The 23,981-nt window shown below is 59.1% G+C and carries 22 protein-coding genes and 2 pseudogenes; 4 read left to right on the top strand and 20 right to left on the bottom strand.

Features of this window, described 5'->3' with window-relative positions:
- Positions 1-219: 219 nt before the first annotated feature.
- Positions 220-409, bottom strand: a pseudogene (locus ABID26_RS22855) (Tn3 family transposase); the annotation flags it as partial.
- Positions 410-553: 144 nt separating this feature from the next.
- Between ABID26_RS22855 and ABID26_RS22850 the strand changes: the two are divergent.
- Complete coding sequence (locus tag ABID26_RS22850) at positions 554-748, top strand: hypothetical protein (RefSeq protein WP_354416595.1); 195 nt, start codon at positions 554-556, stop codon at positions 746-748.
- Between the two features lie 464 nt (positions 749-1,212).
- On the opposite strand, the gene ABID26_RS22845 is transcribed toward ABID26_RS22850, so the two are convergent.
- The 12 genes from ABID26_RS22845 to ABID26_RS22790 form a co-directional block, all read right to left on the bottom strand.
- Positions 1,213-3,225 (bottom strand): relaxase/mobilization nuclease domain-containing protein, encoded by a 2,013-nt coding sequence (locus ABID26_RS22845; protein ID WP_354416593.1) that lies wholly within the window; start codon positions 3,223-3,225, stop codon positions 1,213-1,215.
- On the bottom strand, positions 3,191-3,586 hold the full coding sequence (locus ABID26_RS22840) for a hypothetical protein (RefSeq protein ID WP_354416592.1): 396 nt from the start codon (positions 3,584-3,586) through the stop codon (positions 3,191-3,193). The genes ABID26_RS22845 and ABID26_RS22840 overlap by 35 nt, the downstream gene beginning before the upstream one ends.
- Positions 3,587-3,590: 4 nt before the next feature.
- Positions 3,591-4,013 carry a hypothetical protein gene (locus ABID26_RS22835; protein WP_354416590.1) on the bottom strand — a complete coding sequence of 141 codons (423 nt, stop codon included), beginning with the start codon at positions 4,011-4,013 and terminating at the stop codon, positions 3,591-3,593.
- On the bottom strand, positions 3,997-4,758 hold the full coding sequence (locus tag ABID26_RS22830) for a ParA family protein (protein ID WP_354416588.1): 762 nt from the start codon (positions 4,756-4,758) through the stop codon (positions 3,997-3,999). The genes ABID26_RS22835 and ABID26_RS22830 overlap by 17 nt, the downstream gene beginning before the upstream one ends.
- A gap of 1,361 nt (positions 4,759-6,119) precedes the next feature.
- A complete protein-coding gene (locus tag ABID26_RS22825; RefSeq protein ID WP_354416586.1) occupies positions 6,120-6,293 on the bottom strand; it encodes a hypothetical protein in 174 nt (57 codons plus the stop codon).
- 250 nt (positions 6,294-6,543) lie between these two features.
- Complete coding sequence (locus ABID26_RS22820) at positions 6,544-6,855, bottom strand: hypothetical protein (protein ID WP_354416585.1); 312 nt, start codon at positions 6,853-6,855, stop codon at positions 6,544-6,546.
- 220 nt (positions 6,856-7,075) lie between these two features.
- Positions 7,076-7,558: an RES family NAD+ phosphorylase gene (locus ABID26_RS22815; RefSeq protein WP_354416583.1), complete on the bottom strand. Its 483-nt coding sequence runs from the start codon at positions 7,556-7,558 to the stop codon at positions 7,076-7,078.
- The gene (locus ABID26_RS22810) at positions 7,555-7,983 is read right to left on the bottom strand and encodes an antitoxin Xre-like helix-turn-helix domain-containing protein (protein WP_354416581.1); all 429 of its coding nucleotides are present in this window, start codon (positions 7,981-7,983) and stop codon (positions 7,555-7,557) included. Before ABID26_RS22810 ends, ABID26_RS22815 begins: the two co-directional genes overlap by 4 nt.
- 224 nt (positions 7,984-8,207) lie before the next feature.
- Positions 8,208-9,194, bottom strand: coding sequence for a Fic/DOC family protein (locus ABID26_RS22805; protein WP_354416579.1), 987 nt, complete (start codon positions 9,192-9,194; stop codon positions 8,208-8,210).
- Positions 9,195-9,305: 111 nt separating this feature from the next.
- Positions 9,306-9,665, bottom strand: a complete 360-nt coding sequence (locus ABID26_RS22800) for a hypothetical protein (RefSeq protein WP_354416577.1) — start codon at positions 9,663-9,665, stop codon at positions 9,306-9,308.
- 84 nt (positions 9,666-9,749) lie between these two features.
- A complete protein-coding gene (locus tag ABID26_RS22795) occupies positions 9,750-10,076 on the bottom strand; it encodes a DUF736 domain-containing protein (protein ID WP_126102220.1) in 327 nt (108 codons plus the stop codon).
- Positions 10,077-11,179: 1,103 nt separating this feature from the next.
- A complete protein-coding gene (locus ABID26_RS22790) occupies positions 11,180-11,764 on the bottom strand; it encodes a DUF7686 domain-containing protein (RefSeq protein ID WP_354416575.1) in 585 nt (194 codons plus the stop codon).
- Between the two features lie 1,273 nt (positions 11,765-13,037).
- On the opposite strand from ABID26_RS22790, the gene ABID26_RS22785 reads away from it, so the two are divergent.
- On the top strand, positions 13,038-13,442 hold the full coding sequence (locus ABID26_RS22785) for a hypothetical protein (protein WP_354416573.1): 405 nt from the start codon (positions 13,038-13,040) through the stop codon (positions 13,440-13,442).
- Positions 13,443-13,859: 417 nt separating this feature from the next.
- Here the strand turns inward: ABID26_RS22785 and ABID26_RS22780 are convergent, their stop codons facing one another.
- Complete coding sequence (locus ABID26_RS22780) at positions 13,860-14,477, bottom strand: hypothetical protein (protein ID WP_354416572.1); 618 nt, start codon at positions 14,475-14,477, stop codon at positions 13,860-13,862.
- Between the two features lie 617 nt (positions 14,478-15,094).
- On the opposite strand from ABID26_RS22780, the gene ABID26_RS22775 reads away from it, so the two are divergent.
- Positions 15,095-16,180: a tyrosine-type recombinase/integrase gene (locus tag ABID26_RS22775; RefSeq protein ID WP_354416570.1), complete on the top strand. Its 1,086-nt coding sequence runs from the start codon at positions 15,095-15,097 to the stop codon at positions 16,178-16,180.
- Positions 16,181-16,405: 225 nt separating this feature from the next.
- Here the strand turns inward: ABID26_RS22775 and repC are convergent, their stop codons facing one another.
- The 4 genes from repC to ABID26_RS22755 form a co-directional block, all read right to left on the bottom strand.
- Positions 16,406-17,740 (bottom strand): plasmid replication protein RepC, encoded by a 1,335-nt coding sequence (gene repC / locus ABID26_RS22770; protein WP_354416568.1) that lies wholly within the window; start codon positions 17,738-17,740, stop codon positions 16,406-16,408.
- Positions 17,741-17,908: 168 nt separating this feature from the next.
- Positions 17,909-18,892, bottom strand: a complete 984-nt coding sequence (repB, locus tag ABID26_RS22765) for a plasmid partitioning protein RepB (RefSeq protein WP_354416566.1) — start codon at positions 18,890-18,892, stop codon at positions 17,909-17,911.
- Between the two features lie 78 nt (positions 18,893-18,970).
- A complete protein-coding gene (gene repA / locus ABID26_RS22760) occupies positions 18,971-20,176 on the bottom strand; it encodes a plasmid partitioning protein RepA (RefSeq protein WP_354416564.1) in 1,206 nt (401 codons plus the stop codon).
- A 752-nt stretch (positions 20,177-20,928) separates the two neighbouring features.
- Positions 20,929-21,141, bottom strand: a complete 213-nt coding sequence (locus ABID26_RS22755; RefSeq protein WP_354416800.1) for a hypothetical protein — start codon at positions 21,139-21,141, stop codon at positions 20,929-20,931.
- Between ABID26_RS22755 and ABID26_RS22750 the strand changes: the two genes are divergently transcribed.
- On the top strand, positions 21,079-21,282 hold the full coding sequence (locus tag ABID26_RS22750) for a hypothetical protein (protein WP_354416788.1): 204 nt from the start codon (positions 21,079-21,081) through the stop codon (positions 21,280-21,282). The two genes, ABID26_RS22755 and ABID26_RS22750, sit on opposite strands and share 63 nt — an antisense overlap.
- A gap of 402 nt (positions 21,283-21,684) precedes the next feature.
- On the opposite strand, the pseudogene ABID26_RS22745 reads toward ABID26_RS22750, so the two are convergent.
- Together ABID26_RS22745 and ABID26_RS22740 are read right to left on the bottom strand one after the other, a co-directional pair.
- Positions 21,685-22,064, bottom strand: a pseudogene (locus ABID26_RS22745) (tyrosine-type recombinase/integrase); the annotation flags it as partial.
- Positions 22,065-22,122: 58 nt separating this feature from the next.
- A complete protein-coding gene (locus ABID26_RS22740; protein WP_354416562.1) occupies positions 22,123-23,211 on the bottom strand; it encodes a hypothetical protein in 1,089 nt (362 codons plus the stop codon).
- Positions 23,212-23,981: the final 770 nt, after the last annotated feature.

The raw sequence follows: 23,981 nt of genomic DNA, 5'->3' as shown, positions 1-23,981 counted from the left end.
CAGATAATATGGGCGGCTTCAGGGTGAATGGATCCGGCATCTGTTCGCGCAGCCGGGACGACCCGCTTAAGGTGATTTGTCGCGAAAAAAGGGAAAGCATTCCGTAGCGCCTGACATTCCGGGCCCCGCCGGCCCTTCACTGCCGGTCGTCATAGCCACCCGATTGTGAAGGAAAATCGTCGCGGCTGGTCATCCAATCATCCAATCATCCACCGCGCATAGGCCATCGAGCACATAGGCCGCTTCGCTTTCCGGGGGGGCTGATGGGCAGGATGCTGAAGTGGCCGTACTGGTCCGACAGGTGGCTGTAGCGCTTGGATCCCGGCTCGCTGCCGTAGTGCAGATTGACGTCGCCACGTTTCGCTGCTCGGTCGCTGGCGCGGAAGAACTGCCCATCGGACGATGCGGTCCAGAAGCTTGGGAGGAAATCACTGAACATGCTCGTTCTGACTTAGTTCTCTATCTGTTTCGACGAAGACAATTTCAAAAATTGAGCGATAGTCAGAACATTCTTTTTGGCGCCGGGAGGCAGACAAGCGTCAAGTGGCGCCTGGTGCCGATTGGTTCCGTCTTCGGCCGCATGCGCACGTGCACTGACATCCTTCCATGGCGCATCGAAGGTGACGTCTCGGCGATCGTCGGCGACACATCGATCTCAGACGGCGACAGGCCGGCCACTTACGCCGACGCCACCCTCATCCTTCCGCTTTGCGTCGGCAAGCTGCGCGCCCTGTGGTGTCATCCATAGGCTGCAAATCAGCCGCTGCTACTGCCGAAGCCGAGCCGGCTTCGGCCACGACGGAGCAGCGGCATTCGAACCGCCGTGTGGCTACGGAGACAATTAACCAGGCAAGCGTTCGCTTCGAAAGCCGCGCATTCTGACAAAGCCACCCGCAAAGCTTACAGGAGCTGGCGCGTGGTCAGCCCTTCCTTGCGCGCCAACGTTCCTGTTGGCTCAGGCAAGTGAGATCGCTTCGCGCCCCGGTCAGCCGATCGTCCGCTCAGGCATGCGTTTCTGGAGGACTTAAACCGAAAGAACGCGCGCATCGAAAGCGGCTGCGAAGACGATGCCAGCCCCTGCCTGCCCTCACATGACGTAGCCATACCGAAAGAGGCCCCCGGCTGATTCCTCCTAACGCCGCGCGACAGCCGAGATGTTGGCACCCAGCTCCTCGCTCCCCGCAACAATCCACGGCTTCTCCGCCGGCGCCCTCAACGGCTCCTGTCCCTATCTTTATCCGGGGGCGGTCGCAGCTTGACGGTCTTTGGGATCTCACGATCTCGCTGCTGCTCTTCGGAACGATCGCGGCCGCGTTCCTCGCGTTCGTTCTCGAGTGAATCCCGACCGGCATTGGCGCCGGCGATGCGCGCCGCATCGATAGTCCGATTGTTCGACGTTTTATTGAGAGTACCCTGCTCTGCGACGTGATCGCGCCCGGCGGCCGACTTTGTTTCGAGCGCTGTCGATTTCCGATTGTCCTGGCTGCGATCCTTAGTCTTCGCTGCCCGCGCGTCGAGCTGCAGGCCCACAACCTTCCCAATGACCTTGGTCGCCTGCTCGAATATTAGCCGGTCGGTGGGATTCGCAATTTTTGAGGCAACGCTGATCGCCGTTTGAGCCAGTGCTTCCTTGGCGGCCTTAGCCTGTCCGGTGCTGATTGGTGTTGATCGCAACATATGATCTTGGCCTTTCTCTCGTGCAGGGTCCCTGCCTTCGCGAATTGCAGCTTCGAGCCGGTCATACTCCCGTCGAAGTCCAAGGGACAGGTCGTGGCTCAACTCCCGCGCTGTACTTGGTGCTGTTTTGTCCTTTGCAAGCCCTTCAAGCATGTCAATGACACGATCGATAGATCTTTTGGTCTGGTCGAATTTCTCTCGCGCGATCTCCAGCTTCGGTGCGGTCGGCTTATCGCGAACTTTCGACATCACTTTGTCGATAACATTGGTCGGCGCGGTCGCTCCCATGCGACGGAACATTTCCCATTCCCATCTTTTTACGGGAGGTGGCCCTGCCCTCTCGACGCGTTTTTGTCTGTCGATCGCAATGCCGCGTTCGCGAGCCTTGTCAGCGAAACGCAGCCGCCACTCCGTAAAGTCGCGAATGTTTGGGTTCAGCGTCTTTCCGCCTGCATTGCGTAAGGAGACGATAACGTGGAGGTGCGGATGTTTTTCCAAGTCGTGCCGGTTGTGGACAGCATAGGCATAGCGGTGACCGGCGAACTGCTCCTTCAGGAAATCGCGACCAGCCAGGATGAATTGATCCCGATCGACATTGGCGGGACCAGATAACAACAGGTGCATGAAATCACGAGGCTGGCGCGTTTGCATGAGTGCAGCGACCGTCTTGCCCTCGGTCGTGATTTCCTTGTGATCCTTGGTCGTGATTTCGCGCCGCTCGTCGGACCGCTCATAGAGCCCGCTCTTTCCGGGGCGTTGCCGGATATGGGATTTTGTCGAGAGAGTGACTTCTGCGCCGTCACGCTGCATAGCGTGCAAAGTCGCAGTAAGACCCTTTGGGCCGGACACGAATTCGATAGGATAACGGGAAATTGGGTTGATGCCTTCCTCGCGCAAGGCGCCGTCCACTCGGGCGTCGATCGCGTAAATGTCATCGAGTGCGGCCGGTACCCGATTGTCGCTGCTCCGGTCCGCTCGACTCTTCTTTTCATGAGCAATGACTATTGCCAGGTGGAGGCGGGTCTGGTCGTTGACACCGGTACTGACACTGAAGGCGTAGGTTCGATCAGTGTCGCCAGCCGCGCGAATTCCTTCCCCTGCGAGCGATTGCAACGCTCGAGCGATACGTCCCCGATCGGTATTCTCGAGCTCGTAGCTGAGGCGGACGATATCCTTGCTGCCTTTCCGGTTCGCGAACTCCCGCTCCCACTCCCTGACAGCTTTGTTGAGGTCAATCACCTCCCGACCGTCCTGATCGTGCGCGTGTTCTTCCTTGCTCTGATAGGCAAGCACATTCCGCGCAGAGCCTGCGCCTGCCCCGTAGGACAGGACTTTAACGACGACGGCATTGTTGCCGGATGCTCGACTGAAGGCTGTTGCGGCCCCGCTTTGCAAGTTTGGGGCATTGCGAGACTTCGGAGCGCGGCGCGCACTCCCCCCTCCCCCGCCGCCGCGGCGGCGGAACTCGTCATTGATCAGATCGAAATATGTCGGTAGCCGTCGCCCTTCCGGTTTAGACCCCGAGCGACTCTTGGACAGGTCGTTCATCGTGCTGCCGAATTAAATCCGCGATATAAGTCGATGGTCTCACAAAAGCGGCATCACGAATAGAGTCGATTGCATGCATGACTTCCTTAAGTTTCGCCATTACGGCCTCGGCAGCTTCATCGCGACGTTCTTCGTTCTCATTCAGAAAGTCATCATTGTGAAAAGCCATTTCACGAAGGAACTGGTGCATATTAGCCAATTGCTTGTCATGCTCCTCAAGCATGGCCGGGATATTCATGATCTCCCTGATCACGATCAGTTTTGCAATGAGGTTGACGGACAGATTCAGTCGGCTCGCCAATGTCTCGACGTTCGCCAACACGTGCCCAGGGAGCCGAAACATGACCGCTGATTCCCGCATCGGCTTAAAGCCCCCTGGCCTCAAGGGCCTCGAGGATGAGCCTATGCGTAGCGGATGACAACTGTTCGTGCCTCTCCATCGACACCTTGAAAATCTTTATAAGGACGTCATCCTCAAGATAGAGCGACACGCGCTTGCGGGTGACGGCCGAAGCGCTGTCCCGTTTTGCACCCTTTCCGGCCTGATCCGGTTTGCGCTGTCCTTTCCGGGGGCCCGCACTCTTTGGCTCGGTCCTGACAGTTGCCGTTTCGACAGTATGCGCATCCCTTTCCGCCTGTGATGGGGCCATGAGCCTGTCGACATTGATATTCGTCGGCATGTAGGAGGTGGCGGATTCGGCGACCGCCTTGGCCTGCTCTTCCTTCGAGCGAGCGATGCTAAGGATGTTGCCCGCAATAGGGGTGATCTGTTTAGGCGACTTGCTCACTCTTCACCTCTCTCGATAGCAGGCCGATAAACTCATTGTTGAGCTTTTTAATCGAGTCGATCGCATCCAAGACACTATCGGCCGCGCGACGGCGAGCTGATGGACGAAGCGATGAATTGGCTTCTATCGTTTGCAGCTTCGAATAGAGAGAACCGAAGCCCGCGCCGACATCGCTGAAGTGATTGCTCTTCTTTACAAGTGTGTCGACGATAGGAATTTTGCCCTTGGTCAGAATGGCGTGAACCTCGGGCAATGATCGATTGTGCCGCAGGGCGATCATGTCGATGTTATTCCAGAAGGCGGCATAAGGAATTGGGGTCCCACGCTGTTTCGAAATTTCTTGCAGGATCGCTGCAACCTTGATGGCCGATGTCGCGGCCGTCGGCTCAGCAACGATTGGGATCAGGATGGCATCGCACTCCTGATAGACCTGGACTGCCCGCTTATGAATGTAGCCCCCTACATCATAGATGCGGATGTCGGCATCCGGAGCCTTGTCTAGGCTCTCTCGAAATGAATCGTCTGGACTGATCCGGAGATGCAGCAAGGTTCCATCCGCGGGAAGAAGTCCCCTCGCCTTCGATACCTCATACCAACGGGTCGACGATTCCTGTTCGTCGCAGTCTATGATGAGCGTCCTATGGCCCTGTTGCGCGAATTCCGCTGCGAGATTGACGTTGAGAGTGGATTTCCCGGCGCCGCCCTTGAAAGTTGATATTGCGAGAGAGAGCGGTTTGGCAGCCATGATTTGGTTCCTTCGGTCACAACGATCGAGCGGCCCACCCATTTGCCGATTCATATAATAGGTTATTCGGCCAACCAAGCAATTCCCAAAACACTCATTCGCTGAAATCGGAGTTCGCTCAGTCGCCTTTGCGCCTAATCGGGGTTTCAGTGTTTCGTCATTTGTGCGTTTCGGTGCTTTTTTTATCTACCTAGTCGCCGATTCAATCATCCGCTTATTAACGCAGAACCGGTGCCCAGCTTCCGCCATTGATGTCGCGTGCGAAGCGCCCAAACGGCGAGGTCTATCTTGACCTTGCCCAATTTTGAAGTTTGCAGCGTGAGTTGCGCCCTTCTGGGGGTGAAGCCGGCAAGCATGTGCTGTGCAAGAAGCCGCTGGCGCTCGACGGGCGCTGGCGCGGAGCCTTCCACATAGCCGAAGCGCGAGCGACCGACGCGGAGAGGCCGGAGGCCCCAGCTGCCGGGGGCAAAAGACCTTTCACCACTAACCAACGTTGAGCGAAGCGGCGATCGCCCTTCGGGCGAAAAGGCTAGGGGTATACCCCTAGCCTATCCTGCCATTTTTTGAGCAAGCGATATGGACAGCGTGCCCAGGCTCCCGATGCTGTTGCAAGTCTCGACGCAGCAAGAGCGATCACATTTGGAATGTGATCCGGGGCGCAGGATCAGCACGGTAGTCGTATCGCGTGGGCAAAAAGGCAGAAGCGAGGCGTCTTCCTGAGTGCATGCGATGTATCTCGGACCGGAGGGAAGAGACACGAGAATGCGCGAAGGAAGAGACGGCGAGCACACCGCAGGAGAGCAAGAGCTGTCGAAACGCAGTCCGAAGGATGAGGACGAAGTGAAGAACCGGCTCGCTCTCCCTTTCGTTTTCGAAGTCGCGGCAGCGTCCTTCTACCGGCCCGAAAGGCCGGCGGCGAAAGCCGGCAATTGGGAGAGAGGGGTGTGGGGGGAGAGGCGGAAGTCTCTTCCCCCACACGGCCAGCTCGTTCAAAAACGAGGCAGGCAACGAGCTAGCCGCCACCCTCCTTTTCGACGGTGTCAGACTTGCCGATGTTCTGGTGGCGCACCCGTAGGGGTCTGAAAATCTGGGGAACCGCTCTTGCGTCTCAGTTAAGTGTCCTGTTGAGACGATAAGCGGCCCTCATTCGGGCGGCTCCTTTCGGTGAGCATTGGGTCGAACTGGCGATCAATCGCGGCCTGCTCTGCGATAAGCTTTGCGAGCTCGGCTTGAGCGGCGTCGCGTTCGTTGGGCGAGAGGATGCAGACGGCAAGCTCGGCCCGTTATCCTGACAGTCAAATGAAAAGTCGCTCAGTGGCGGAAAATCGAGAGGGCTTAGCCCTCTCGATTCGTCGCCGACCTCATTCGAGCTCAGCCGCGAAGGCTTGGATGTCACGCGCGAACTGCTCGGCCGCAGCTTGCTCCTGCGCAATCAGGGCCGCCAGTTCGGCTTCGGCCGCGGCGCGTTCTTCCTTGGTGAAATAGCAGCTGCAAAGTTCGGCCCGTAATTCGTTGATTTGATCAATCGTGGTCATGTTGATCGTCTCCTTTTGATGACGTCAACGAGGCCACGTGCGCACGAAGCGCGTGTCAGGGATCGCGGAACGCGACCGGCAGCGCCGGCGAGTGGGGTGCCGGTTTTGTCGGAGCGAAGGGAACCGGAGCAGAGATAAAACCGGGGGCCCACGCTCGTCCTTGACGCGGGCTGAGCAGCCGTAGAATGGGACGGCAGAAAGAAGAGAACCCGCGACCCCGACCAGGGGGCGCGACCGTATTCCTAGGAGGTCAGCCGCACGCTACCTCGATATCGGACAAGATCTTCTCGATCCGTCGCAGGTCTTCGCCCACGGCAAGCCGCTGCAGTTCCGTCAGCCTCTTCTCCTTGAGGATTGCCCTGGCGTTCTCCGCAGCACCCGCCCATGCGGGGCGATGGCGCACAGAGATACAGGCGTTCGGGCATCGCGACGGTTCGCACAACGAGATCATCGGAGCGGCGTGGTCGCCTGAGGCGGCGTGGCGGAGACAGACAGCGGTGGCGGTGTCGAAGAAACAATCGGCCAGCACGCCGACGTGAAGGGAGCGTGCCGCGTCGGCCAACAGGATGCACGGTCAGCAATCATGCCGGGAAGCGGTTGCAGCTCAGCCGCAGCACCGTCGAGCGATCTGCCGATCCGTGCCGCGGCCGGGCGGGAGAGCCCGGCTCCCAGCTGTCGCTCGTCGAAGTAGGTGAGGATGTCGTCCATCTGCCCGAGACGACGTTCGGCCTCGACCTCGGCTCGAAATCCCGAGCGGCTCGAACCCGCGCGAGGGGTCCTTCTCAGGCGCCAAACAGCCGTCGGTCCCAGTAGACCGGCTTGTGGAGGCTGCTTGTGATGGTGTGAAACTCAGGCCAGGCTGGATTGATCAGGATATTGTTATCGAGACGGGCAATGACGCTCGGCACGATCAGGATAGCGCTATGCCGCTCCATGCACCATTTTTCCCCAAACGCCTTGCTCACAGTCGCCGGCATCGTATCCCAGCCCGGAAGTGACGGCGGCGAGAAGATCTCGTACCTTGTCCCACGCGGAATAGTGATCTCGATATAGTGCTGGTTCGGCGGTAGCCGACCACTGCCGTGAACGAGCTTTTCGAGAAGCGCCGTAGAAAAGTGTTCGGATGCATAGATGACCGGACTTCCAGGCGCATTCCAGCGCCCAGACGCGATTGTCGAGCCGGTCGCATCGAAGATCGGGAAGTCTCCTGCCGGATCCCCGATGCGAAAGGCTGTCAATGTTTGGTCGAGGATCTGCGCCGTCACGCAGCACTGCCATACTTGAGCCCTTGCAGGATGTCGAAGACGAGCTCGGCGCCAATCTCGTTCTGGATAACCACGTCGACCGGGCGCCGGTCCTCGAGCATTGGGTGCGGGCGAAACAGAAAGTCACGGGCATCGTCCTCCCTGCCCCAGACATCGATGGCAAGGCTCCACAAACGCGCCAAGCGTGCGAGGCGGGTTCCCTCCTCGGCAGACAGAACCTTTCGGCCCTTTCGGCGTTCATAGGTCGCCCGCGGCACCAGCCGATACTTAAACTGGCTGTCGTTTGGGGCCACGAGATTTGCAACACGGTCGAGAGCGACGATCGGCAAGCCAACCTCGATGCGCTTGACCAGCCCGATCGCTGAGATCGGCGCGGCCTTGCCCGGCAAGCCGAGGACGTCGGCAACGGACGCGAGCGCGAGCATCAGAACCTCCTTGTTCACTTGAGAACGAATATAGTCTCACTTGGTACGTCATTCAAGCGCCACAACGACTCCGCCTCATCCGTTCCCATTGCCGACAAAGGGCCCGTCAATAGCCTCTCGATATTCGGCGAAGTCAGGTCGATTTCAGCCGGAACGCGGATGCGACCTGTCCTGATCAGGTGTCGGCATTGGGCAAATACGGGTCATTTCGGTGTATGGGCGTGTCAGCGGGAACGATCTCGATCGTTAGTTTTCGGGGGAGCGAGCTTGACTGTTCTGGTTGGAACATCGTTTTGAACAAGGTCCGCTTTGCCATCGCTACGAATTTTTTCATCGCCACGATTTGAGTTGCTCTTGGCTATGATGACATGGTCGATGGAGACGCTCACACGATCATTGGACTGAGGCGTCTTTGCAAAGTTTTTCACGTCGACGGCGTTAATCCCGCGAGCATTGGCGACAAGCGCGGTACCGTAGCTAACAGTCACTACGCGCCCCTTGAGTTCGTCGCCCTGCTTTGGGAACTGAATTTCCGGCTTGCCCATCATTCTTAGCGCCTGGGCAGTTATGCTGGTGACGCGGCCAAGCTGAGGATGATGGCGATCTTTGTTGATCTGGTGCGCCTGCAGCACCCGCTTGGCGAAGTCCTTGCCGTCTCCCACTGTAGCTTTTGCAAAAAAATCGCGCGTCTCACTGGCAGCAGGCCACATGGTTTCACGATCGAGCTCGAAGCCGCGTTCCTTTGCGAACTGGTGCATGAAGACGCCGATCGTGCGGGTATTGCCCTCGCGAAAGGCGTGAGCCTGCCAAAGGTTGCTGATCAGCTTGGTGAAATGTGCCGCCGACTGCGCCCTATTGTTGTCGTTCCATCGGAACCTGCCGAATTCCTTCGTGTCTTGGTCGAGCAACTGCCTCATCTGGACATGGTCGCCATAGGCGACGGAATGCCCGCCGAGGACCGCTTCTGGCTTTGACATGTTGTAGATGCGCTGTTGTCCGGCCCATGGATACACATCAGAGAATATCCGACGATGCACTTCCATGAGATGGGCAGTGTCGAAACTGCCTTTGACCGGGTGTTTCTCAAGATCGCGGATGGCTTTGTCCGTCGCCATCTGCTCACGAAGATTGAGCTGTTCCTGATCGCGCACGTCGAACTTATTGATCAGTACCGAAGTGCCAGGATAGCAATAAGGGTCCTGAGAAGACATGTCACCTAATAACGAAATAGAACAATTGGAATTTGAATTGCCATAAACGCCGCGGTCAACCTCGACGCGAGAATTTGTCTGGATTGTTCCTGGATATGAAAAAGCGGCCGATCAGGCCGCTTTTGAACGTTTGTAGGCGATATAGCGATCGCCAATGGTAAAAGCCTCGTCCATGGTAACGACGCCATGTTTCTCGAGCGCAGAGAGGAACTCTTCGAATGGCCCGAGCTCATTGCCGGAGCCGCGCATGATGGCAAGGCTACCGCGATGCGCATCGTCGATCATAGCCTGACGATGCCGCGAAAACACATCCAGATCACCAGACTGGAAGAACGCCTCAATCACCGCATCGGCCTGCGCGCGAGTGGTGATAACGTCGGGAATGCTGTTGAACATAGCGCCTCGCTTGCAGCGGTTAAGGTAGTCATTTCTGCCGCGATTTTCAACGTCTTGCAGGCTGTTGACGATCATGACGAGCGCTCCTTTCCATTGGCTTGAGGGCACTGACGGAGAAAGCCCTGCCCTTGCCAGGCAGGGCTTTCCGAAGCGAGCCGGTCAGTTCGCCGGCGGGTTCCAGATCATCACGTATTCGCCTTCGTTGCCGCCCGGTGCCGGCGCGATGTTGGCGTAGAGGGTGCCGAACTCGGGGGCGCGCAGTGAGACGGAGATGTACTCGGCTCCGGTGCGTTGCGAGGTGCGGACCCAGGCTGCACCGAGCTCGAAGCCGTTGCGGGTTGCGACCACGCGGTAGTCGGGCTCCTGGCTGTCTGCGCTGCGCTTCGCGTTTTCGACGACCGAGATCGGGCAGCGGATCGAGAGGGTAGCGAGGGTGCCGGCGAAGCCTTTGTCGTTGGCGGTGAGGCGAGCGATGGTTGCGGACATGTCGGTTCTCCTTAGCTGATCGGGATCATTCCCGTGAACGCCCCATGAAAAAGCGCCAGACGGAGGACCGGTCACGACGGGATTTGTCCCGGAGCCAGACCCATGCTTGTGCCAGCGGTGGAGGGGGATCACCCACCCGAAGGGCGGCGCGCTTGCGCGCCGTGATCGCGACGCGATTATGGGGAAACCACCGCTGGCTTGCCCGTAAGGGTCAGGCTTGGGTTGACCGGGCCGACGGCGGCGGTTCGAATAAAGGGGCGTCACTGGGAATGAATTCGGGTTAGACACGGAGAACTATGTCACCGTTCCTCATGTCTGCCTCTCAACGACACGGGGCGGCAGGATCGTCCTCGGTTTTCGTTGGCTTGCGCCCGCTGCGCGGCTGAAACGCAGGGCAGCATTATACGCCGGTGTCCTATCGGGATGTTTGCAGGTCGTTCGGGTCTGACATCGTGGCCGCCCTCTGGCGCCCACGGCGCTGGGGGAAAGGATCAAAGGTCGTTTCCGTGCTTTCCGCGACCCGGCCTCTCCCAGATCGTTGAGGCGTGCATGGCGCCACGCATGCCATGTCACGATTTGGGACCAATGGAATCTAGTGATGGATCCGCTCGAACTGCTGCTTGCAGGGCTGGATTTGCGCTGTTTCCTCACCTCAACAGCAGAAACTGTATCGTTCGAAGCAATCCTGACAACAGGACGGGAATTTGGCCGATCGTTTGATCGTACGCACGGAATGGATGCTGGGAGCAAAGCGCGGTTGCTTCCCAGGCCCTCGTCGGAGAGACGCTCGACGTGGACGGCCCTTGTTGTGCTTCAAGATGCGCCGGAAGAGAAGGCCTCTCGCGATCCAGCCAAGCAGATCCAGCACTCACGAGCAACAACGGGTCAGGTCCGATCGGCAGGGACGCGCCCGACGATCTCGGAACGCCGCAAGCCGCGTAGCGAAGCCAACAGCAGGATGATCGCCCTGTCGCGTGGACTTCTCAGATCGATGTCGTCGCCAACCACGGGAACGCTCGGGGACAGTATCTTGCTGGAGGTCGGGCTTTATCAAAGTCCCGTTGCGCCCTTTCATCTCATCGATTCTGATCACGATAGGAACGTCAGAGTTCCTCGCTCATGTCGCTAATCTCCAATTTGAATTGAGCTCCTTCGAAGGTCATCAGGCAGCGGCCGAAGTCATCCCAAGAAATCTCTCGCCCATCGATAACAAGGAGGGGCAAATATCCATCTTGCGCTGCGTCCCAATCGATCAGCCCCCGAACGACGCCGGCTTGTCCGATCTGTAAGCCGTACTCACCGTCCTCGAGATGTTTTACGGCCAGGGCGCGCCGTATTTTCGCGATCAGGCGGCCGAGCATGGCGAGAGGATCTTCGTTGGGTTCCGCAATCACCTGGAACCGGTAGCCGCCCGGGTTGCCGTTTCGGAGTTCGAACGCGTCCAAGGCTACGCCCGTGCCAAACAGGAACGTCGTGAAGTGGAATTCATGGATTTTCCCGTCGGCGTCTTTCAGTCGGATCTGATCAAATTCGATATGCTCGAAGTTGTCCAGGCCAGCAGCCGTGGCTGCCTCGCGATTGAAGCAGCGCCGGCAAAGCCGTTTAAATCCTGCTTCCATCGAGCCGTATTCCACGATCTCGAAGCTCGGCACCTGACGGCCACAGCCTACGCATTTTGACTTCCGCATGGGACCTCAAGTTCCGGCCGCGACGAATGCGGCGTAGTGCTGCTATAACAAGTGTCCTTGCCAAGCCGCTCAGGGCAGGACCTACCTGTCCACGATCTCAGCCTCTATCGAACATCGTCATCCGCGATATCCTCGCCCGCGGCAAGTGCCGGGATCCCGCCGGCCAACAAGTTCTGCTTCGACAGCAGCCCACGTCTTAAGAACTAGCAGTTGGCGAGGTCGGAAGGAGGGAACCTTATCCGGATACCAAGTGTCCAGTGAGTGTGTAGATTGGCTAGCTCGGCATGAGTTCCAGGCGCAATGCCGCGACGGGCAGCGCAGGGCAAGAAAGGGCAAGAGAGGGGCCGCTCGTCGACTCCTCAACGGCCTCATCCACATCAACGAGATTGTCGCCCTCGGCCGCAACGGCCTCTTCGTATATGCTGAGCAATGGAGCGATCGAAAATGTGGGCGGTTCTTCGAGATGTGAGGCTACACGGGCCTGACGCGGCAGTCCAAGATCCAATCACCGGGTGGCGCGGGCCGATTGATGCGAGTTCATCGCAGCGGGGTTTTGCGACAGGGCTAGCTGTACTGAATGTCAGGATGACTTAGGCGGCACGTACAGGCAGATCGTACTGTCAGGGCCAAATGGTATTTCACGATGCCGTTCTACCGTTGCTTTCTGATCATGGCACCAATGGTAACGCATGTCGTGTGACTGACGCACCCTGCCGTCCCCGTAAGGCAGCAACTCACCGGACGGCACCTTGAAGCCCTTGCTTGTTTCGCTGACGGCGCCATCCGCCATCGGCTCGCAATGCTCGTCCTCGCAGCACTGTTTACGTACCAGCTATGTGCCGATGCCGTCGGCACTCCGAAGGCACACGCTGCGGCGATGATAGCGTCCAACCCCCGAGGGCGCCGCCGCGCCCGCCAAATGGCCAGATCATGATTTATCCCCGAATCAGGTTGAGAAAGTCAGACTGATAGATGCAGCGATGGCCGAGGGCATTTGATAGATAGGTCCAGTGGCCCAATCGGCGCTGTGCGCTAACGCAGAACCACTCTCCAGCGGCGCAGCTGTGGCCATCAAGTCCGCCAGCCCTGCGCGTCGTCGCGTGCTAACCACATGCATCGAAGGGCCTCCCCCTAGCGGTGACCGAAGTCGTCACCCGCCACAGCACCCTTCGCGCGGACACGCCAAGGTGGCCTTGGACTTCTGCGCTGGGCGATACGACTTCCTCCTAGATTAGCACATACTAATATGATAAGCAAATACGAGGCCTAATTCATGGCGCAGTTCCAAACCACTACTGCATTGATGTGGCTTGTCTTAGCCAGCGATGCGAACGCTCACGATTGGTACACCGGGAAGACTGATCCCGTTCTTCATTATGACTGCTGCGGCAATAAGGATTGCCACCCAATCGATTCCAGCAACGTCAGGATGACTAAAGAAGGTTATTTTGTGAGGATGCCGCGTCCCACCTACCTGAATGAGCCGCAAGAAGCTGAGTGGTTTATTCCTAGAGATCGCGTCCAGCCCGCGCCGGATGATCGGTATCATATTTGCGAGCGTCTGATGACGCTTTACCGAACGATCACCCCCCACATGAAGTTCGAAGCCTATCAGAGGTTCAGGTGGACGTGCTTTTTCGCGCCGCCGGGCACAAGCTCAGTCGCGCAGACGCGCTAGAGAACGGGTCAGGACGACGCGAACAATCCTTTCGAGGGCAAACTAGCGGTGCGCTTTGCGTCACAGTTGCCAGCCTAACCGCACAGCCTGTCGATAGTATTTTATGTCCGATAATGTTGCCCTCGGACGTATGTTGCTAACTCTGCCTAAATCCAAAAATCGATGCAAGGGTCCTAACAGACTTGCCCCATAATGGGCGCAGGTTACCTGCGCACTGGCGCGTCCCGACGCCTCGAAACCGCGACGCGCTAGGCCAGGATCGCCAACTCGGAGAAGATATGCGAGGCGCCGCTTTAATCTCCTGGCGGCCATCGGGAAGGCTTCGCGCCCATGCGGCGTCAAACCAGATCATCGTCTCGATTATCGGCGCCTCGCCCTGAGGAAAGCCGCAGCGCTGGCGGCGCATCCCCTCCCAGCTCACGAATTCAACACGGGTCGCTGCATGTATTCACCTGGACCGGCTTTGCGCAGCACGTCGTTGATCGCGTTCCGCAGTTCGTCCTGTGCGTCGCTGAGCCCAACATTCGCAGTACAGGCAGCCAACGCAGCCAATTTTAGCGCTGCGAGCATGGTCGCCTCGCTACCCAACGGCGGCGAAAGGCTGTTGGTCTTGCGTCTGCTTTCCAGCACGGCCATGGCCACGCCCGTCAGAGTGACGCGGAGCTCATCGACCAGCTCGTCGAAGCCCTCGATTTCAACGTCGGTTTCCGAGTGGCTCGGGCGCTGCGTCGCAGGTGCGTCTCGCACGGCAAGCGTCACCTCTCGGACGACTTCATCCACCAGGCCGACGATTTCGCCGGCGCGCGCGTCGAGTTCAGCCCACGGAATACGGCGTGTCCCAAGCCCTTCCTGCGCACGGAGCTCCGCGGGCGAACGCGCGGCGATGCTGGCGTTGATGGTGAGGCTGGAGCGATCGTCGCCAAAGACCGTCATGATCCGCACACGCGTAGGCCGATCCGGCAGGCGCCGCAATTGCTCTGCTCGGTCAAGGGCCGTGGCAATCGCGCGGCCGACAGATGTCACTTCGTCGGTCAAAGCGTCCTCCCCCCGTCCCCTGTTCGGGCTCAAACCATAGCTGAGTCGCTCTCGTTAGCGGAGCCCGTCCCGGTCTCATTTTTCGGGTGAGCTGGAATCGCATGCAGCCAAGGCGGAGCGCACAGCGACGCAATTCGGATTACGCAGGAACTGAAGCGTTCTGGTGAGGGCCGCACTGCTTCCCCGTTCCGCCGGAAGCCCGGATCCGCTGCTCTGAGGGCAAGAAGGCCCGTCCCCCAAATTAGGCCAGTTGGATCCTGTGAACGAACATCAATTGCCGAACATCATCACCAAATCTCGTGGTGCCACACACGGCGGGTTTGTCGTGTTGTCAACAGGCCCGCTGCACTGGTGCTAAGCTGACCCGACCGGCTGGCCGAAATGAGCGACACGCCGAGGCCATAGAACGTGTCCGTCCGGCAGGCGCTGACCTTCATTCCCACGGCAGCGCGCCGATGATGCGCGCGAAGCGGAAATGGCGCAACCCAGCGGCCTCGCTGTGAACTTCTTCCGCTGGACTGTTACGAAAGATCCGCTGACTCGACTAGAATCCGGCCATGAACCTCGAAGATGATTCGCGCCAGATGAAATGCGGCCTTGAGAGGACGCGAGCGACCATGGAAAACCCCTGTGAAACCCCACCCATCGACAACGAGGCTGCAGACCTGCCCGACATCGTCGGTCTGGTCTTGGAAATGGGTCAGGGTTCGGGCACGCCGGCGCGTCTCGAGGCCCTCGTCGAGACCGCGACAGACTACGCCAAGGCCGCCAGCTCCGAGAACACGCGAGACGCCTACGCCAAGGACTGGCGGCATTTCGCTTCCTGGTGCCGTCGCGAAGGCTTCGAGCCCATGCCGCCTTCTAGCCAGGTCATCGGCCTCTATATCGGTGCCTGCTCGGCCGGCGATCCGAAACGCGGCATCGCCTCGCTCTCTGTAGCGACGATCGAGCGGCGCCTCTCCGGGCTGGCCTGGAACTTCACCCAGCGCGGCGTGCCGATGGATCGCGCCGATCGGCACATTGCGACGGTGCTCGCGGGCATTCGCCGCAAGCACGCAAAGCCGCCACGGCAGAAGGAGGCTGTGCTTGGGGACGACGTCAAGGCGATGATCAACACGCTCGGCCATGATCTGAGAGGTCTGCGCGACCGGGCCATCCTGCTGCTGGGCTTCGCCGGCGGCCTGCGCCGGTCCGAGATCGTTGGTCTCGACGTTGTTCGTGACGAGCACAGCGACGGCGCCGGCTGGATCGAGTTCTTTCCCGGCCAGGGGGTGCTGGTGACGTTGCGCGGCAAGACCGGCTGGCGCGAGGTCGAGGTCGGCCGCGGCGCTTCCGACCAGACCTGCCCCGTTGTCGCTCTCGAGAACTGGATCCGGTTGGGCCGGATCGCAAGAGGCCCGCTGTTTCGGCGCATCTTCAAGGACAACAAGACCGTCGACGTCGCGCGGCTCTCCGACAAGCACGTTGCCCGCCTGGTCAAGCAGACCGCGCTCGCCGCCGGCGTCCGTTCCGATTTACCGGAAGGAGAACGAGCGGGGCTATTTTCAGGGCACTCGCTGCGCGCCGGCCTTGCCTCTTCGGCTGACATCGAGGAGCGCTACGTACAGAAGCAGCTCGGTCACGCCTCGGCCGAGATGACGCGCAAATACCAGCGGCGGCGCGACCGCTTCCGCACCAATCTCACCAAGGCGTCGGGGCTGTAAAATGGTCCCCTCCCCTCCCCTCCCCTCCCCTTCCCCCAAGATCGGAGAGCTATCTCACACCTTACTTCGCCCAAACCAGCGCAGCATTCCGCCAACTGAGGCCATGCAGCAATCGCAGCACAAATCCTTTCAGCGGGCGTCACGCGCGACGCCGAACGGTAACTCGGCCGGGCCGCCCGGCTAATCGTCTGAGGCCTACCTGGATTCGCTCCACGGTGGAGCGCCTCACCGCTCCCAGCCCTTCTTCTTCATGTTCTTGCGCAGGGCGGCACTGATCTCCACGGTAGAACCTCGATCGCCCTCGGCGGGATCTGCTCCAGCCTTTCGGTTGCTGCCAACTGCCTTGGCCTGCGCATCGAGTTTTTCGCGCAAGAGGGCCATGATCATCGGCCACACTGAGAATTTCTCGTCGCGAGCCCGCTCTGTCAGATTGCGCAGATAGCCGCCGCGGCTCGCGATCCGGTCCGATCGCTGCAGGATGGCCGCCACCGTGACCGCTGCCTTTTCCGGTCCCATCACCTCGACGGCTTCCTGCCAGGCGCTCGGGCTGATCCCCATGAACGGCCTGGCCTGCTCAGCGGCCGCAACAAAATCGCGCCACGTCCTGATTTGGCCGTCCCGGGCCAGGGTCAACAGCTCTGGGCATGCATCCACAACCATGCCCAGGGGCAAATCCCGGCTTGGCAAGGCGCGTACGTTGTCGGTTTTGGCGCCAACGCCGCTTGCTTCATCTATTTCCTCTAAGCCGTGTTCAGATTCATCGGTAGAAGAAACATTTGGGTTTGAATTATGTTTATGGCGCTCAGAATGGGACTCATTGGCGTTCGGATTCTGTGAATTGATGAAGGATTCCAATGTCTGGTGGACGTCGATCCAAAGATCTTCCAGCTCATTGCAAATAGCCTCGATGGTCGGGCGTGCGGCGGTCCGGGGCAAGCGGGCGACGATCGCTTCATACCGGCCTAGAAAGCCTTGCCAATTCCCAGGCACGCCTTCGTTGATGCCCGCCTCGATCATCTTGACGACGTCGCGACGGCAGATCGTGAGGCGCTCCTTGGCCAGGCGAAGGGCCTTGCGCTCCTCCTGGACGGCCGCTGCCAGGGCCTTGAATTCCTCTGCCCGAGCAAGGATCGGCGAAAGATCGAAGCCGTAGGCCTGGTCGATCGCCCCGCCCTGCCCTTTTCGCGCGAACCGCTTGCCATTTGGGCTGTCACGCCGGATGACCAACCCCGTCGTCACCAGGTTGGCCAGATGACGCCTGAGGGTTGACTGGGGCATACCGTTGGCGCGGCGGCTGAGTTGCTCATTCGAGGGAAATACGATCAGGCTGGCCTCTGCCGTCAGCTCTTCGGCGCGATGAAACGACAAAAGCGCATTCAAGATCGCCAAGGCACGATCGGTTGCGCCGAGCGCCTCCTTGGCTTCACGAATGTCCCGAAAGACCTGCCACTTGGAAGCTCGGGCTTCCTCATCGATTTCGCTGGCCGCGAGCTGGGTTGCGAGGTGCCCAAGCGTCATCGGCCGCCGCCCAAAGGGCGTCGTTGCAATACTCATCTTCATTTCTTCGCCCTCTCAATTGGGCAAAAGAAATCCGCTCGCCGAATCGACGCTTAAAACTCTTGACAGTGATTCGCGAAAATGGGATTCTCGGCTTGCTACAACACGAGAAGGGCTTCCGCGAGAGATCGTTCGGGGGCCTTTTTCTTTTGCGGTTTGGTCTCCGTTTCTCTACTTTTCCGACTTGCTGAACGCCTCGTAGAGGGCGTCCAATTGGCCAGCGATGAATTCAGCGAATCGTGGTCCGCTTGCCTCTGAAAAGGCAATGGTTACCTTTTTGCCCTTCTTCTGGATCGCAGCGCTAACTGACTTGTCCGTGGGGACCCAAGTCCTGGGCTTTGCCGTTACCTTCGGATTTTTAGGCTTCTTCGCCGCCTTCAGAGTGTTGAGGATCAGATTGAATCTCTCGTCGCCCTCCCCCCCGCCGAATTCGCTAGTCGTGACAAATTCGGCCGCCCTCGCTGCATTGGCAGGGACCTGAACGAGTTTCTTGAGTTCCTCCCATCGGTCTCGCCCGATACCTTTTGCGGCTCCCACAGCGTCCAGAACAACCTGCGGCACGGTTTCGGCGACCGAGAGCATGCGTGACAAAAGCGTGTCGTCAACGGTCAACGCCGATTTGACAGTGTCCTTGGTCATGCCACTGCCAACCAGCTTTCTTGCAAACAACGCCTTTTCAATAAATGAGAGATTGGCCCGGGCAGTATTCTCCTGTCCTTGAGCGACTACGTGTTCGATATCGGGCAGCTGTTTGATGATCGCCCGCACTTTGATTCCTAGATCCTTCGCCACCTTCGCGCGTCGATGGCCGAACACGATCATGTAGCGTGTGGGGACATCAGGATGTGGTCGAACTAATATCGGTGTGGACTGCCCTGCACGACTAATAGCCTCTCTCAGGTCTCGATAATCCTCGTCGTCTTCGTCAATCCGATCCGCGACAAACGAACTGTCTAACAGCGCTGGATCGATTGAGACGATCGTTTCGCCGTCGAGCATACGCAACGAGTTTTCGGCCATTTCATCTAGCGACTGAATCATTGACCTCGATGCGCCACGTCGGGCGTATTCTGACCGAGCTTCAGAAGCAGAGTGGCCAGACCCAGGTTCCGTCAACGACGCAGCTACGCTCGCTAGGAGATGTTTTCTAGCCATCGCCACCTCCGCACAATGACATCATCAGCTTGATTTCGAATGAAAATTCAGCGTTCTGCACGGCTGTCAATATATCGTTCATTTCCGTCCCCATGCTTTATGCACGAGTGATGTGATCTCGGAATTGACCGCGTTCAGGCTTTCCATGGCTCGCTCATAGGTCGAGCGTGTAAATTGGCTCTTCTCCACTTCGTAAAGCGTCTGTTTGGTTATGCCCGCATCGGAGATCGCTGTGGATTTTACCACCTGGTTTTTCAGCACACGTTTGTTGAATAGAGCTTGAAGGAAACCGACCATCTGAAGCTGTGGACCATCGGTGGGTTCGTACCGGGTTACGAGATACCGGAACCACTTCAATTTCACCGCGGCTCCAGCACCTTTGATGGATTGCAAAATACCGCCTAACATCAGCAGAAACTGGGACATCGACATAATGTCCAGCATCTGCGGGTGAACGGTAATAAGCACTGATGTAGAGGCAGTAAGCGCCGTGAGAGTCAGGTAGCCGAGCTGTGGCGGGCAATCAACGACAACCACGTCATAGCGATCGTCAACCTCTTTGAGGGCTGTCGTCATCCTGGTGAAGAACATTCGCCCTTCAGGATTGTTCTTATTGGAGGCCGCTAGCGGCGTTTCGTACTCGTACTCCTGAAGCTCGAGGTTCGCCGGTACGATATCCAACCCAGGGAAATTCGTGCGCCTAATAACATCCTTGATCGATTTCCGCTCTTCGTCGTATCGGAGAGCTTCATAGAGCGAGGGATTCTTGTCGAGTTCGGGCTGGATGCCGTGAAGCGCCGACAGCGATGCCTGAGGATCAAGATCGATGGCAAGCACCCGATGACCAGTGAGAGCCAGATGCTGTGCGAGATGAGCGGCCGTCGTCGTTTTACCTGACCCTCCTTTGAAATTTACGACGGAAATTATCTGAAGCGCCTCAGTGCCGCGGCGATGGGGCACGTATCGTTTGAAGTCGGCCCGACCGTGCTTGTCGAGATATTGCCGCAGCTCGAGCATCTGCTCAGCGGTATAAGTCCGCCTGCCAGATATGGTTGTTGAAGGGGTCGGTCCCTTGCCTTCGAGATGGAGCTTTTTGATGTGATTTTGGGTAACGCCGAGATATTCTGCGACCTCGACAGACGAAAATTGACGCAAGCCTTTTGTTGCGTTCGGAGGGTATTGCTCGAGGCGCAACATGTTCAATTTATCGGAGATCAGTTCGCCTTGCTCGAGAATCTCCTCGTCAAATTCAAACTCCAACTCACGGTCGAGCATCAAATTCATGGCCGCCACTTCCGGGAATAACGCTTTTCTCAAGCGAATTGTTTTTCAAGCGTGATTAATGCCCGATTCTCTCATCCCGGCAACAAGTTTTTAGTTAACAAGAAGTTAACGGCAAATCGCTCGCTGCCATCTGGCGGCCCAGCCGCACGGTTAAATCAGCTCAGATGTAGCCCGAGACGGTAGGAACCATGAGCCACTCGTGGCTTCAGACAGTCGCATAATTGGTTCTACGATATTGAAACATAACGAAATTCCGCCTATCTGCACGGCTGTCAACAATGCTCGGCAGTTAAGGCTACATCATTCATTCACTAGATCGGGTGCTCAAGGTCGGTGCGGCGAAGTCTATTCCCGCTTCGATCGACGAGCTGACAAAACGAGCGGCCCCGCCAGCAGACGGCGAAGCTGTTATCGATCCGCCGCAGATTGGTCCTTCTCTCGGACCGGGCGATCGCGAAGAAGCGGAAACTTATGCCGCCGGCCCGAAACGACTAGTTTACGACCGTTATGGGAAAGCACTTCGTATCCGTCCTGACGACTGTGAACGCGCCCTACTGCGTGCAGCTGGAAGACGCGCAGTCGGCGCATTGCCTTTCGAATCTTGAGTTGGCCAAACAGCATCCCGGCCACGTAAGCGCATTTTCGGTGATGTTTCTCCCGAGCTGCAGATCGCATTCGCTCTGGCGCACCACATCCCGGTCACCGGCCTGAAGGCTTTCGCCGCTGCGTTCTCTGGCCTGGTCCGGCGAGAGCTATCCACTCGCCGCGTGATGGCCGAGCGAGATCACCGGCGCCCTTCCGAGTGGGGGCGGATTTTTCGCATCGCCGGCGACCTGATTGATCAGCTTCGGGAGAATACCGGCGGCTACGACTTCCAATGGTCGTTTGGCGGCGGCACGGCCATGATGATTCAAATTGATCATCGCGAAAGTCACGACATCGATATCTTCCTCGATGACGCGCAACTGCTGGGGTTCCTCGATCCGTCGCACAGTGGCCTGCGGTTTGATCCGATGCCTTCGGACTATCAGAGTGACCGACTCCGGTTTCAGAAAACTTTGCCTTCGAGGACATCGGCGAGATCGATTTTTTTGCCGGGGCCCTAACACCCATGCCGTTCGAAATGCGCGAAGTTGAGGTAGGGCCGTGCAGCTCGACGCCATTCCCGAAATCGTCGCTAAGAGGATCTACTACCGAGGATCGGAAGCTAAGCCGCGTGAACATTTTCGATATCGCCGCTGCAGCATCGTCCCAAATGGAGCCCGTGATCAACGCCCTGCGCGGGCTCCCCGGAGCAGGTTTCTCGGCCCAAGGATCAGTTGGAAAAGCTAAACCCGGAGTCTGTGGGTCATGCCGTAGCGCAGTTGAGGATCATGCCTGACTGAAAAGCGTCGGGCCGCCGATAGTCTGGATACAGCGCTCGCGGTCCTCGATGAGGTCTTGTCGTCGCCTGAGAACTGACCGCTTTATCCCAAGCGGAGAAGCGGGCGAGGGGAGGAGGAGGACTTTCAGAGGCCTGATGCCTTGGTGCGATTTGATACGAAACCGATCGCGCCGGCGCCGGTATTTGCGCGTCATCTCTGCGGAGGCGTGACCGAGCTGCTTCTGCGCACAGCGCTAATCGACCTCAGCCGAGGAAGCGAGGCCGGCGCGAAGCGAATGCCCGGAAAACTTCTGGCCGCGCTGGCCTTCGGACAGATCGCCACGCACGCCGGCGACCAAAGCTATGAGCTTCACCAGGCGAGCGACTTCCAGGTCGTTGAGGCGGTGCGCACCAACGTTCTTACCCTGGCCGGTGATACGACGAAACAAAAGCCCATGCGCGACACGGGCCAGTTCGGTCAGGTCGGACAGGCGACGATAGGCAGGTGGCGTCGGAAGAGCCGCGGCGCGGCGGAGCGTTTCGTCGGAGGTGAGCTTGGGCGGACGCCCGTCTATCGTTGTGCTCAAAACAGATATTTGTTGTCGGCCCAGGCGAGCAGCACTGCCGCATCCTGGTTGGGCAGGCGTACGCGCCCGGCGCGCAGGGCTTCCGCGATCGCGTGACCCACGTCGGGATCGACCCAGTGGCCATGCGTCATCAGGAAAAACCAGGCAAAGGGTAGGCCGATCTCGACGTCGATCGCCTCGATGCGCTCCATCAGCCGGTGCACGGACACACCGTCGTCGCCAAGCAGCCGGTCGGCCGGCATCTTGAGCGGCCGCGGGATGAAGCTCAGCTGGCGCTCCCCGCGCTCCTCATAGTCGGTGATGTCGAAGGCCCAGTGCTCAAAAATCCGTGCTGCCGACGCGCTCGACCGCTCCCAGTCGGCGAAGAACCGGTTCTCGCGTGGGACGAAGTCGAACCAACCAGAATTGGCGTCGAGAAAGGCGGTGTCGCGCGCGCCGTCGGGACTGACCTCGTGGATGACGCGCCGTTCGAGCTCAGGCCTGCGTGCCTCGCGCCGCTCGCGTTCACGGCGCCGGCAGGTGGCAAGAAAGCTGCGCATATGGACGAGGCCGCTGCGGCGCCGCAGCCGGTAGACCGGGCCTGCGAGCACCGGCGCGTCCGTCCTCGGCTCGCGCTTGACCCAGGACGGCTCGAGCAGATCGCCGACGCTCCAGGGCCGATAGCCGGGATCGACGACGGGGCCGGCCAATACCTCGATCTCGCGGCCGAGCGAGAGCTGGACGAAGTCGGCGACGCCCGGGCCCGTCGGAGCGACGGCGAACACGGCGGCGCCGCGCCATTCGGCGAATTTTTTCCCGCTGTCGCGATGGCGCTCCCAGAAGGCGGCAAGATCGCCGCCGAGCGCGGCCAGTTCGCTCTTGATCCACGCCTCATGCTCTCCGGTCCGGACGCCGTCGGCGTCGATCACCGCGCGGTCGGCGCCGCGCCAGTAAAAATCGTCAACCGGCGCCGTCGAGAACGCGAAGCCGGGGAACGCGGCGGAGAGGGAAGGGGCCAGATCCCGGTCGGCCGAGGCCGGCTTCAGACTAGTGAGCACGGCGTCGACCGTATCGGCGTCGGGCAGGCGGATCGGGGTTTCGGACATTTTTTCTTTTCCGCTTTCGCGGCTGGGAGAAGCGGTACGGCATATCGCCGGCGGCCATCTAGAGCGCGATTCTGGGTGTCATTCTGCCTAAATCACTAGACGGTAGGTTGCTGAATCTTAACACTTACCGCTCATCCTAGTTTCCTGGATTCATTCTGAATAACTGGATTCTTAGCCTGATTTAGTGGAGGAAAACGAGAGAGAAGCTGAATGGGCCGCAGGCCTAACAAGCTTGCCGCAGATGATGCGGCCTGGCAAATGGCGGTGGCGCACGAGGGGTCATCCGTCCGTTGGCGGCGCGAAGCGACGGCTGTCACCCGCCGACGACAGAACCCTGTTCGTGGTGGATGGCGACGCAGCCGGCTTGCTTGAGCTCGTCCCCCTGTGCATCGGTGACCTGGTGTTCCGTCGAGACCCGCGCGAATGAGGTGGCGCGATCTCGGGGCAGGGGAAGAGGAAGGGGCCTTTGCCATGGCGGCCTTTCGTGGGGTGTTTCACGGGCGTTTTGTACAATACCGACGGCAGCGATCAACCGGCCAGTTGCAGGCGTGTTTTATCGAGCCCCCAGATCTGAGCGGTCGGACGCTCCAGAGATCGGAAAAAGCTGCCGCAACGTGTCCTCGGCCGTTTATGGTCGAAAGCACGCAAATCGAGCCGTTTAGGACCTGCGCAGCGTTCAGGGACACGCTGGAGGTGGTGCGAGGGCCCGACTTGGCCGGCTTTCCCGCCCTCAGTGGAGCGGATTTGGTGAGACTACCTGCATCGAGTCG

It is taken from the genome of Mesorhizobium shonense (assembly GCF_040545255.1).
Taxonomy (GTDB): domain Bacteria; phylum Pseudomonadota; class Alphaproteobacteria; order Rhizobiales; family Rhizobiaceae; genus Mesorhizobium; species Mesorhizobium shonense.
Note: the sequence above shows the minus strand (reverse complement) of the source record. Positions and strands in the feature narration are given on the sequence as shown.